The sequence below is a fragment of the Bradyrhizobium sp. UFLA01-814 genome, assembly GCF_046718885.1.
Taxonomy (GTDB): domain Bacteria; phylum Pseudomonadota; class Alphaproteobacteria; order Rhizobiales; family Xanthobacteraceae; genus Bradyrhizobium; species Bradyrhizobium elkanii.
The window spans coordinates 1-11,073 of record NZ_JAQOSR010000231.1 but is presented as its reverse complement, the minus strand read 5'-3'; the positions used below and the strand labels follow the sequence as shown (position 1 = coordinate 11,073).

At 65.6% G+C, this 11,073-nt stretch carries 10 protein-coding genes and 1 pseudogene; 6 read left to right on the top strand and 5 right to left on the bottom strand.

The features are described from left to right. The 3 genes from PMN64_RS39215 to PMN64_RS39205 all read left to right on the top strand — a co-directional run. Nucleotides 1-1,018, top strand: a 1,018-nt coding sequence (locus tag PMN64_RS39215) for an alanine racemase (protein ID WP_411784624.1), incomplete at its 5' end; no start/stop codon positions are given. Between the two features lie 17 nt (nucleotides 1,019-1,035). Further along, nucleotides 1,036-1,692, top strand: a complete 657-nt coding sequence (locus PMN64_RS39210; protein ID WP_411784623.1) for an HAD-IA family hydrolase — start codon at nucleotides 1,036-1,038, stop codon at nucleotides 1,690-1,692. A 13-nt stretch (nucleotides 1,693-1,705) separates the two neighbouring features. Then, complete coding sequence (locus tag PMN64_RS39205) at nucleotides 1,706-2,839, top strand: threonine synthase (RefSeq protein ID WP_411784622.1); 1,134 nt, start codon at nucleotides 1,706-1,708, stop codon at nucleotides 2,837-2,839. A gap of 151 nt (nucleotides 2,840-2,990) precedes the next feature. Here PMN64_RS39205 and PMN64_RS39200 read toward each other — a convergent pair whose 3' ends face one another. After that, entirely contained in the window at nucleotides 2,991-4,184 is a 1,194-nt protein-coding gene (locus tag PMN64_RS39200) for a serine hydrolase domain-containing protein (protein ID WP_411784621.1), read from the bottom strand. 40 nt (nucleotides 4,185-4,224) lie between these two features. Then, a complete protein-coding gene (locus PMN64_RS39195; RefSeq protein ID WP_411784620.1) occupies nucleotides 4,225-5,865 on the bottom strand; it encodes a flavin-containing monooxygenase in 1,641 nt (546 codons plus the stop codon). 303 nt (nucleotides 5,866-6,168) lie between these two features. On the opposite strand from PMN64_RS39195, the gene PMN64_RS39190 reads away from it, so the two are divergent. Next, nucleotides 6,169-7,071, top strand: coding sequence for a helix-turn-helix transcriptional regulator (locus tag PMN64_RS39190; protein WP_411784619.1), 903 nt, complete (start codon nucleotides 6,169-6,171; stop codon nucleotides 7,069-7,071). A 19-nt stretch (nucleotides 7,072-7,090) separates the two neighbouring features. On the opposite strand, the gene PMN64_RS39185 is transcribed toward PMN64_RS39190, so the two are convergent. Together PMN64_RS39185 and PMN64_RS39180 are read right to left on the bottom strand one after the other, a co-directional pair. Then, a complete protein-coding gene (locus tag PMN64_RS39185; protein ID WP_411784618.1) occupies nucleotides 7,091-8,125 on the bottom strand; it encodes an aldo/keto reductase in 1,035 nt (344 codons plus the stop codon). Nucleotides 8,126-8,147: 22 nt separating this feature from the next. Continuing rightward, entirely contained in the window at nucleotides 8,148-9,329 is a 1,182-nt protein-coding gene (locus PMN64_RS39180) for an MFS transporter (RefSeq protein ID WP_411784617.1), read from the bottom strand. A gap of 100 nt (nucleotides 9,330-9,429) precedes the next feature. Here PMN64_RS39180 and PMN64_RS39175 point away from each other — a divergent pair, with 100 nt between their 5' ends. Together PMN64_RS39175 and PMN64_RS39170 are read left to right on the top strand one after the other, a co-directional pair. After that, on the top strand, nucleotides 9,430-10,386 hold the full coding sequence (locus PMN64_RS39175; protein WP_411784616.1) for a LysR family transcriptional regulator: 957 nt from the start codon (nucleotides 9,430-9,432) through the stop codon (nucleotides 10,384-10,386). A 7-nt stretch (nucleotides 10,387-10,393) separates the two neighbouring features. Continuing rightward, the gene (locus PMN64_RS39170) at nucleotides 10,394-10,882 is read left to right on the top strand and encodes an SRPBCC domain-containing protein (protein ID WP_411784615.1); all 489 of its coding nucleotides are present in this window, start codon (nucleotides 10,394-10,396) and stop codon (nucleotides 10,880-10,882) included. Nucleotides 10,883-10,888: 6 nt separating this feature from the next. Here the strand turns inward: PMN64_RS39170 and PMN64_RS39165 are convergent. Next, nucleotides 10,889-11,073, bottom strand: a pseudogene (locus tag PMN64_RS39165) (SAM-dependent methyltransferase); the annotation flags it as partial.

Sequence of the window (11,073 nt, the reverse complement as noted above, 5' to 3'; positions counted from 1 at the left end):
GCATCTGAAGACCGCGAAATCAGTTCCGGCGGCGCGCGCCGTGATGGATAGTCCGGCTGGTCCGGCCGCGGTTTCCACGCTGCAAGAAGCCGAAATGTTTGCCGCGGCAGGCGTGAAAGACATCCTCTATGCGGTCGGCGTCGCGCCGCAGAAGCTCGATCGCGTCGCCGCGCTGCGGCGGCAGGGCGTGGACCTGTCCGTGGTGCTCGACAGCCTTGAGCAGGCGGCGGCCGTCACCACGATGGCCCGCGCAACAAGCGACCGCATTCCGGTGCTGATCGAGATCGACTGCGACGGCCATCGCGCCGGGGTCGGCGCGCACGACCCGCGGCTGGTCGAGATCGGCCGCGCGCTGCATCAAGGCGGCGCCGAGTTGCGCGGCGTCATGGCGCATGCCGGCGAATCCTATTCCTGCCGCAGCGTGGCGGCGCTCGAGCAGGCAGCCGAGCAGGAGCGCGCCGCCGCGGTCGCTTGCGCCGAAACATTGCGCGCGGCCGGACTGCCCTGCCCCGTGGTCAGCGTAGGCTCGACGCCGACAGCGCATTTCGCGCGTCGGCTCGATGGCGTCACCGAGGTGCGCGCCGGCGTCTTCGTGATGTTCGACCTTGTGATGGCCGGGATCGAGGTCTGCGCGGTCGAGGACATCGCGCTGTCGGTGCTCGCGACGGTGATCGGCCATCGCGCCGACCGCGGCTGGACCTTCATCGACGCCGGCTGGATGGCGCTGTCGCGCGATCGCGGTACCGCGAAGCAGCCGGTCGACCAGGGCTATGGCATCGTCTGCGACATCGATGGACGGCCGTATCGCGACCTGATCGTGACCGAAACCAATCAGGAGCACGGCATCATCGCTCTCCGCTCCGGCAGCACGGCGCCGCAGGTGACGCTGCCGGTCGGCACCAAGGTGCGGATCCTGCCGAACCACGCCTGCGCGACCGGGGCCCAGCACGATCGCTATCATGTCGTCGCCGCCGGCTCCGGCGCGGTCCGGCAATGGGAGCGGTTTCGCGGATGGTAGCAGGCGGAGCGCAGCCCATGACCCGAGCCTATGACGCCGTTCTGTTCGATCTGCTGACGGCGTTGCTCGACAGCTGGACACTCTGGAACAAGGTCGCGGGCTCCGACGAAGCCGGGCTGCGTTGGCGGGCCGAGTATCTCAAAAACACCTACGCCACCGGGCGCTACCGGCCCTATGAAGACCTGGTGGGCGAGGCCGCGCGCAACGTTGGGCTGCCGTTCGAACGCGCCGCAGAGCTCGGCGCACGCTATGCGGAGCTCGATCCCTGGCCCGAGGTTCGCGATGTCCTGCAAACGCTGCACGGTGCCGGCGTCGCGCTCGGCGTCGTGACGAACTGCTCGGAGCGGCTCGGCCGCATTGCCGCCGATCGCCTCGGCGTTCCCCTCACCGTGTTCGTGACGGCCGAGCGCGCCGGCTACTACAAGCCGCAGCCGCAACCCTATCGGCTCGCGCTCGACGAACTGCCGGTCCCGGCCAATCGATGCCTGTTCGTTGCAGGATCGGCCTATGATCTGTTCGGCACGGCACGTGTGCATCTGCCGACTTGGTGGCATAATCGGGCCGCAATGAACCTGCCGGAAGGGGCGCCGGCCCCGATCACGGTCCGCGACAGCCTTACGACCTTGCCGGCTTTCGTGCTCGGTCGCGATGTGTCCGGCCGGACCGTGCCTTGAGGACTGAATAGCGATGCCTTCACCCAGTTACATCGACCCGCTCAACGGAAAACTGTATCCGCTGGATATCCCGCGCTGGTGCTCCGACGAAGGCAAGCCGCTCCTGATAACGCCACTGCCGGGCATCTCCCGCGACGAGATCGATCGCGCGACGCGGTCGCTGTGGCGCTATCGCGCGGCGCTGCCGGTCGAAATCAGGCAGCCGATCACGATGGGCGAAGGCTGCACGCCTGCCGTCGAGAAAGCGTGGGGCGATCTGCGGCCGCATTTCAAGCTCGAATGGTTCAATCCGACCGCAAGCTTCAAGGATCGCGGCACCACGGTGATGCTGTCGTTCCTGCGCCAGCTCGGCGTCAATGGGGTGCTGGAGGACTCTTCCGGCAATGGCGGCGCGTCGGTTTCAGCCTATGGCGCGGCCGGCGGGATGCGGGTCAGGATCCTTGCGCCGGCGACGACGTCGCCGATGAAGGTGGCGCAGATGCACGCCTTCGGTGCCGAGGTGCAGCTGGTCGAAGGCCCGCGCGAGGAATCCGAGGCGGAAGCGATCCGCCAGTCGAAGCAGATCTTCTACTCCAGCCACAACTGGCAGCCGTTCTTCCTGCAGGGTACCAAGTCGCTGGCCTACGAGATCTGGGAAGATTTCGGCTTCACCGCGCCCGACAACGTCATCATGCCGGTCGGTGCCGGCAGCAGCCTGCTCGGCTGCTATATCGGTTTCAAGGAGCTCTTCGCGGCCGGGCAGATCGCGCGGCTGCCGCGCCTGTTCGCGGCGCAGCCGCTCAACTGCTCGCCGGTCGATGCCAGCTTTGCCGCCGGCGTCGACACGCCGGTCGATCGCGCGGTCCGCAAGACCATCGCCGAGGGCACCGCGATCAAGCACCCGCTGCGGCTGAAGCAGATGATCGCGGCGCTGCAGGAGAGCGGCGGCGGCACGGTGGCAATTCCGGAAGACGGCATCGTCGCCGCCTTGAAGCGGCTGGCGCAAACCGGCCTGTTCGTCGAGCCGACCTCGGCCTCGGCCGCCGCCGCGCTCGACGTGCTGAAGCAACGCGGTGCGATCCGGCCGGCGGAGCGCACCGTCGTCATCATCAGCGGCACCGGGATCAAGGCGGCGGGGCTGATCACGGAGTTGCTCGGAGCTAGCTAGCTTTGGCGCGCTCCGATGAGCTCCCTCTAGAGCGCGATGAGATTAGGTTGAATCGTCATCGCGCCTTGGCTCTTTGTTTAAGCATGATCTCCGCGCAAACGCTTCGCGTTTGTCGCAGGGAAAACCGCTTCGCACTTTTCCGGATCATGCTTTATCCCGCCTTGCGCAGCCTCAGGGATTCGTAGAACGCCGTTTCGAAATTGATGTAGCCGACAAAGGACGTCGGATCGCCAAACGGCAGGATCTGCGTCGCCCAGTATCCGCCAAAGCCGTTCTGCCGATCGATCCAGTAGAACAAATTGGCGAGACCGGCCCAGCCGAGCGCGCCGGCGGGGCGGCCGGTCGGAGCCTGCTCGTCATTGATCATGAAGCTCAGCGCCCAGGACTTCGACTGACCGGGGAAGAACTCGGCGTCGTTGGCGAGCGCGGTGATCACGCCGGTGATCGCGGTGACCTTGTTGTTGCCGAGATGGTTCTTCTCCGCCATCCGCACGGTCTCGGCCTTGAGGACGCGCCCGTGCTCGCCGGCGCCGTCGTTCAGCCACATCCGGATGAAGCGCATGTAGTCGCCGATCGTGCCGTAAAGCCCGTGGCCGCCCATGTGGATTTCGGGCTTGGCCGGCAATTCGAAATCCATCGGCGTGAGCGAGCCGTCGGCATTGCGGGCGTGGATGCCGGCGAGCTTGCGGCGCATCGCGTCGGTGAGCTCGAACGTCGTATCCATGATCCCGAGCGGCTCGAAGATGCGTGTCTTGAAGACTTCGCCGAGCCGCCTGCCGGTGATGGCCTCGACGATCTGGCCGCACCAATCCATGTTGGTGCCGTATTCCCAGCGCTCGCCCGGATCGAACAGCAGCGGCGTCATCAGCGACGCCTTGGACGCCGTGATGACGCTGGGCTGGCCCTTCTCCTGCGCCAGCCGGTTATAGGTGTGATTGATGAAGTCGTAGCTCAGACCCGCGGAATGGACCATCAGCATGCGGGTGGTGATGTCGCGCTTCGGCGGACGCAGCCGCGGCTCGCCCTTGTCGTCAAAACCCTCGATCACCTGGAGCTTGCCGATGTCGGGCGCGTAGGTCCTGGCGGGCGCGTCGAGATCGAGCTTGCCTTCCTCGACGAGCTGAAGGACGGCCGTTCCGGTGATCGCCTTGGTGGTCGAGAAGATCGCGAACACGCTATCGGTCGTCATATCCGCGGGCTGGTCGAGCCGGCGTTTGCCGGCGGCACCTTCATAGATGTTGCGATGACGGTCGGTCACCATCGCAACGACGCCGGGAACGCGCGGGTTTGAAGTCACGACACCGTCAAGGATTGCATCGGCGGATGCACTGAAATTCGTGCTCATTGTCTTCCTCCTGTGTTTTTTGATGTTGACCCGCGTAGCCCTACTGCGTGGCGAAGCCGCGATAGCCGCTGGCGGCGACCTCGTCGCATTTCTGGCGGTAGGTGCCGACGCCGCCGCAATAGGACAGCACCCGGCGCGGCTTGCCCTCGACATTGGAGCCCAGGTACCAGGAGTTGGTCTTCGCGATCAGCGTTGCGTTGGCGGTCTCGTCGTGATGCGCCACCCATTGATCCTCGGTATCCCTGGTCGGCTCGATGACGTTCAGGTTCTTGCCGCGCAAATATTTGATGCAATCGGCAATCCACTCCACCTGCTGCTGGAGGCAGGTGGTCATGTTGCAGAGCGCGGCCGAGGGCGCGAGCGGCACCGCTGTCGTGAACAGGTTCGGGTAGCCATGGACCTGCAGACCCATCGTGGTGCGGATGTCCCTGCCCCAATCGTCCTTCAGCGATCGCCCGTCACGGCCGCGGATGTCGATGCGCGTCAACGCTCCCGTTCCGGCGTCGAAGCCGGTCGCCAGGATGATGACGTCAAACTCATGCACCGTGCCGTCGGCGGTCTGGATGCCCTCAGGCGTGATGCGGGCGATCGGATTGTTCTTGACGCTGACGATCTCGACATTGGGCCGGTGGAAAGCCTCGAGGAAATTACTCTCCAGCGGCACCCGGTGCGTGCCAAAACCGTAATCGGCGGGAATCAGCTGTTCGCACAGCTTGGGGTCCTTGATCCGCTCGCGCATCTTCTCGCGCACAAATTCGGTGATCTCGGCGTTGACGGCTTCGTCGAAGAACAGTTCCGCGAAGGACGAGACCCACAGCTTCAGGGATCCGTCGTTCCAGCAGTCCTCGATCACCTGGCGGCGCTGCTGTGGCGTCAGGTCGGCCCAGGCGTGCTCGAAATCGAATTCGAAGCCGGTGAACGTCTTCGGCAGCCGCTCGGTGAGGAATTTGAACTTCGACTTGTAGGCCTCGGCGTCCGCTGCATCCCATTTCGGGTTCTTCATCGGGATGATGTATTGCGGGGTGCGGATGAACACCTTGAGATGGCCGACCTCACCGGCGATCGACTGGATCACCTGGATTCCGGTCGCGCCGTTGCCGACCACGCCGACGCGTTTGCCGGCGAGCTCGATCGGCCCCTTGGGCCAGCGCGCGGTGTGGAACAGTTTGCCCTTGAACGTCTCCTGTCCCGGGAAGGACACGTGCGGGGCCGAGAGCATGCCGCAGCAGGTGACGAGGAACTGGGTATCGATCACGTCGCCCTGGTCGGTCGCGACCAGCCAGCGTTGTGTCGCCTCGTTGAAGTGCGCGCTCTTCACCGTGGTGCCGAACTGGATGTCCTTCCCGAGGTCGAGGCGGTCGGCGACGTAGTTCAGCCAGCGCTCGATTTCCGGCTGGCCCGGGAATCGCTCGCTCCAGCTCCAGCCTTTGTAGAGCTCCTCGGAGAACAGGTACTGATAGGTGTGGCCTTCGGAATCGAAGCGCGCCCCGGGATAACGGTTCCAGTACCAGGTGCCGCCGACACCAGACCCGGCGTCGATCGCCTTCACACTCAGTCCCTGCTCACGCAGGCGGAACAATTGATAGAGACCGGCGACGCCGGCGCCGACGACCACGGCGTCGAGCTTGGTCGTTGCATGCGCACCATTGCTTCCATTCGACCTTGTGACGGTCTCGGTCATGATTTCCTCCTGTGTCTGGCTTCTCGCACGCACCTTCCCACCCGCGGTGTCGCCGGATGATGGTGCGTTGCGTCAATTTGGGTCTCGACCGCTCGCGCTGTCGCCGAAACGCAGAGCAGGCTACGGGCCGTTCGGCCGCGCGGCTTGGACGAAACCGACAATCTCTGGAACGCCGCCGTTCAATTGCCCGACCGGCCATTGGTCTCCTTGGCAAATGGCGAAAGCGGCCTATTCTGCGCTCAGCCGTCCGGCCAAGAACAAGCGGTCAACCGCGCCACGAATCCCAGGGAGGAGGCTCGCGCGATGGGCCAGTTGATCACGGTCGAGGAGCTGCCGCGCTACGCTCCCGGCGAGCTGAAGCTGGATAGCGCCTCAGTCGGGAGGAACGATTTCCGGCTGCGCATCTTCCGCTATGCGCCGTCCGACATCTGGGTCCCGCCATCGGAGAACTTCCTCCTCGTGCTCTATCGCGACGGCACGACGTCGATGAACCGCCGTGTCACCGGCGCATGGAAGCAGGATCACGTCGGTCGCGGCGTCACGTCACTCCTGACCCGCGCAGAGCCATCAAGCTGGCACTGGAAGAATGACATCGAGGTCACGCACTTCTATATCTCCCCCGCCCTCATGATGAAGACGGCGAGCGATGCCTTCGACCGCGACGCCGAGGCGATCGAGCTGCACGATCTGCTCAAGGCCGAAGATCCGATGCTGACCTGGATCAACGACCAGATGGTTCAGGAGGTTGCCTCGGGAGGTCCGGGCGGACGCCTCTGCTATGATGCGCTGGCGCTGCAGGCGAGCGTGCACATCCTGCGGAAATATGCGGCAATCGAGTTCAAGATGCCCTGCGCGCAAGGACGCTTCCGCCCGGCACATGCCCGGCTGATCGAGGACTATATCGAGCAGAACATCTTCCGGAACATCACGCTGGAGGAGTTGGCGAACATCTGCAATTGCACGCCGGTGCAGTTCGCTCGCAAGTTCCGCGTGCATTACGGCATGCGGCCGCATGCCTATGTCCTGCGGCGCAAGGTCGAGCATGCGTGCCAGCATCTGCGCAAGGACCGCGTCGCGCTGAAGGAGATCGCGTTGCTCGCCGGCTTCGCCGATCAAAGCCACCTCAATCGCGTGTTCCGGCAGCACATGAACGTCACGCCGGCGGAATACCGCCGGCAGGTCTGCGAGCACACCATCCAGGCGTGAGACCGGGTCTGCGACAGACTCACACCGGCGGCGGATTGAGGCGCGCGAAGCCCTCCTGGATGCGGTAGGGATAGTACGGATAGGCCGGCATCACCGCGCTCGCGCGGTCGAGACGCGCGATCTGGTCCGCCGAGAGTGACCATCCGACCGCGCCGAGATTGTCGCGCAGTTGCGCCTCATCACGTGCACCGATGATGACCGACGACACACTGGGACGCGTGAGTAGCCAAGCAATCGCGATCTGCGGCACGCTGCGGCCGGTCTCTGTGGCGACCACGTCCAGCGCGTCGACGATCGCGTAAAGCTTCTCGTCGTCGACCGCCGGCCCGAACTGCGCGGTCTCATGCAGGCGGCTGTTGGCGGGCAATGGCTGGCCGCGCCTGATCTTGCCGGTGAGGCGGCCCCAGCCGAGCGGGCTCCAGACCAGCGCGCCGACGCCCTGGTCGAGCGCGAGCGGCATCAGCTCGGATTCATAGTCGCGGCCGACCAGCGAATAATAGACCTGGTGCGCCACATAGCGCGGCCAGCCATGCCGCTCGGCGACACCGAGTGATTTCATCAGATGCCAGCCGGAGAAATTCGAGGCGCCGACATAGCGCAGCTTGCCGGCGCGCACCAGCGTGTCGAGCGTCGACAGCACTTCATCGACCGGCGTGACGGCATCAAAGGCATGAAGCTGCAGCAGGTCGATATAGTCGGTGTTGAGCCGGCGCAGCGCGGCGTCGACCGCGGCGACCAGGCGATATCGCGACGTACCGGCATCGAGCGGGTCGTCGCCCATCGGCAGGCCGGTCTTGGTCGAGATCAACACCTTGTCGCGGCGGCCCTTGATCGCGGCGCCGAGGATCTCCTCCGACGCGCCGTTCGAATAGACATCGGCGGTGTCGAACAAATTGACGCCGGCCTCGAGACAGATGTCGATCAACCGTCGCGCCTCACTGGCGTCGCTGCGGCCCCAGGCCGAAAACAAAGGCCCCTGGCCGCCGAACGTGCCGGTGCCGAAGCTGAGCACCGGGACTTTCAGGCCGGATGCACCGAGATTGCGGTATTCCATGGTCATGCTCCCTTGATCCGATTCATTCCGCCGGGCACTGCGCGGCGAGCGCGATCGGCCGATCGAGGCGCAGGCTCCACAGCGCAAGCAACAGGCCGATTGCAGTGATGACGGCCGCCACCAGCGGCAGCGCGCCGAGGCCGAGGCCGCGATCGATGGTGATGCCGCCGGCCCAGGCGCCGAGCGCGTTGCCGAGATTGAAGGCTGCGATGTTCAGGCTGGAGGCCAGCGTCCGCCCTTCGACGCCGGCGGCTTCGAGCACGCGGAGCTGCAGCGGCGCGACGGTCGCGAACGCGGCGATGCCGAGGATGAACAGCAGCACGACCGCCAATGCCTTGATCGAGACGACCGCCGTCAGCGCGACGAGCACGGCGGCGAGGCCGCCGAGCGATACCAGCAGCGCCCGCGCAAGTCCCTTGTCGGCGAGCCGTCCGCCCGCGACGTTGCCGATCGCAAGGCCGGCGCCGAACACCAGCAGGATCGGCGACACCGCGGCGTCGGAGAAGCCGGTGAGCCGCGTCAGGATCGGCTGCACATAGGTGAAGACCGCGAACAGCCCGCCGAAGCCGAACACCGTCATGGCAAGCCCAAGCAGGACCTGCGGGCGGCCGAGCACGGCGAGCTCCTCGCGCAGCGGCGCAGGCTTGTCGTTGGCGCCGACATGGCCGGGGACCAGCACGGCCAGCACGATGAATGCGATCACGCCGATCGCCGCCACTGCCCAGAACGCTGCGCGCCAGCCGAGCATCAGGCCGAACCAGGCGCCGAAGGGAACGCCGAGCAGGGTCGCGACCGTGAGCCCGATGAACATCGTGGCGATCGCCGAGGCGCGCTTGTCCTCCGGGACGAGGCTTGTCGCCACCACGGAGCCAACGCCGAAGAAGGTGCCGTGCGCCAGCGAGGTGAGAATGCGCGCCGCCATCAAAAGCCCGTAGCTCGGCGCCAGCGCACACGCCGCATTGCCGAGCGTGAAGATCGCCATCAGCGCCAGCAAGACCGCCTTGCGCGGCATCCGCCGCGTTGCCAGCGTCAGGATCGGCGCGCCGACGAATACGCCGAGCGCGTAGCCGGAGATCAGCAGGCCCGCCGCGGATACGGATACCTGCATGTCGGCGGCGACCTGCAGCAGCAGTCCCATGATGAGGAATTCGGTGGTGCCGATACCAAAGGCACCGGCGGTCAAGGCAAGGACTGCAGCAGGCATGTGTCGCTCCGGACAAAAGGATTCCGCAAAGCGAGATAGCGGTCCGGGCGAGGAAGGATTAGAATGGCCGCAATCCAATCATTTGTGACTTGAATTCAAGATGTCCCGCACCGACACCAACCGCTCCGGCGAGATGGACGTATTCGTCCGCGTCGTCGATCTCGGCGGCTTCACGGCTGCCGCGAACAGCCTGCGCCTGACGCCGTCGGGCGTCAGCAAGCTGGTCTCGCGGCTCGAGACGCGGCTCGGCACGCGGCTGGTCAACCGCACCACGCGCAAGCTGCAGCTCACCGAGGAAGGCCAGGCCTTCTACCAGCGCGCCCAGCGGATCCTCGCCGATATCGACGAGGCCGAACGCGAGGCCGCCTCATGCGTGCCGCGCGGCCATCTCACCGTGAACAGCAATATTCCGTTCGGCATGCTGCATGTGATGCCGCTGCTGCCGCGCTTCATGCGCGAGCATCCCGACATCACGCTCGACATCGTGCTGACCGACACGCTGGTCGATCTGATGCAGGCACGCGCGGATATCGCGATCCGCGCCGGCCCGCTCGGCGCCTCGCGGCTGATCGCGCGCAAGCTCGGCACCAGCCGCATGGCGGTGGTCGCCGCGCCGTCCTACCTCGCCCGCTTCGGCACGCCGAAGACGCCGGCCGACTTCGCCGCCCATCGCGGCATCGGCTGGACCTTTCCGCGCAGCATCCGCGGCTGGCCATTCCGCCGCGCCGAAAAGATCGAGGAGGCCCTGCCGCCACCGGTGGCGCGCGCCAGCGATGGCGAAACCGCACGCCAGCTCACACTCGGCGGCATCGGGGTGGCACGGCTGGCGTTGTTTCACATCGGACCCGATATCGAGGCCGGGCGTCTGGTGCCGGTGCTGCAAAATCTCAATCCCGGCGACCGCGAGGACATCCATGCAGTCTATGTCGGCCACGCCGGCCCGCTGCCGGCGCGGGTCCGCGCCTTCATCGATTTTCTCGCGCAACACATCCGCATCGGCGATCCCTCGCTGCGGCGCGGCGCTGATGGAAAATGGAAGGTCGTAGGCGACAAGTGAGTGTTCAATGACACATGAGCCTCCGGCCTTCCAGTCCGTCACCGAGACGATCCGCATCGCCGCGGAGCCAACGCATGTGTGGGACGCGATCATGGACCCCAAAGCGGGCGAGAGATGGCGCAACGCGCATTTCAGGACCGATTGGCAGATCGGCGCGCCGATCGAAATCGAGGCGGAGATCGGCGCAAAGCGCTATCGCGACAAGGGCCGCGTCCTCCATGTCGAGCCGCCGATGCGGCTCCAATACTCCTATTGGTCGCAAGTCTCCGGCCTGCCGGATGTTCCGCAATCCTATGCGACGATCACGATGACGCTTGTACCTGACGGCGGCGAAACGGTGCTGACCGTCACCCAGCAGGTGCCGCCTTCGCCGATCCGCCGCGGAAGCGGCTGGGAAATCGGACCCGACTCAGGCGCCAAGCACGTTGCCTTCTACTGGCGCATGACGCTGCCGCGCCTGAAGCAGGCGATCGAGCAAGGACGCGCCGCGCAATAGCGCGGTCTAGGTCCGCTTCAGCAAGAAGAGCTGCGTGACATAGGGGAACACCACTTCGTCGGCGTCGCCGAGACCGGCCTCACGCAGGATGCTGCCGGTCTTGTCGCGCAGGATCGCCTTCTCAGCATCGGGAAGATTGGCGACATAGCTCGTCGATGCGATGCGCTCGAACACATCCCCTCGCTTCATCC

Bases quoted from the DNA above. Each gene is read 5' to 3' on its own strand.
- PMN64_RS39210 (WP_411784623.1), top strand. From the start codon at position 1,036: ATGACCCGAGCCTATGACGCCGTTCTGTTCGATCTGCTGACGGCGTTG.
- PMN64_RS39205 (WP_411784622.1), top strand. From the start codon at position 1,706: ATGCCTTCACCCAGTTACATCGACCCGCTCAACGGAAAACTGTATCCG.
- PMN64_RS39200 (WP_411784621.1), bottom strand. From the start codon at position 4,184: ATGAGCACGAATTTCAGTGCATCCGCCGATGCAATCCTTGACGGTGTC.
- PMN64_RS39195 (WP_411784620.1), bottom strand. From the start codon at position 5,865: ATGACCGAGACCGTCACAAGGTCGAATGGAAGCAATGGTGCGCATGCA.
- PMN64_RS39190 (WP_411784619.1), top strand. From the start codon at position 6,169: ATGGGCCAGTTGATCACGGTCGAGGAGCTGCCGCGCTACGCTCCCGGC.
- PMN64_RS39185 (WP_411784618.1), bottom strand. From the start codon at position 8,125: ATGGAATACCGCAATCTCGGTGCATCCGGCCTGAAAGTCCCGGTGCTC.
- PMN64_RS39180 (WP_411784617.1), bottom strand. From the start codon at position 9,329: ATGCCTGCTGCAGTCCTTGCCTTGACCGCCGGTGCCTTTGGTATCGGC.
- PMN64_RS39175 (WP_411784616.1), top strand. From the start codon at position 9,430: ATGTCCCGCACCGACACCAACCGCTCCGGCGAGATGGACGTATTCGTC.
- PMN64_RS39170 (WP_411784615.1), top strand. From the start codon at position 10,394: ATGACACATGAGCCTCCGGCCTTCCAGTCCGTCACCGAGACGATCCGC.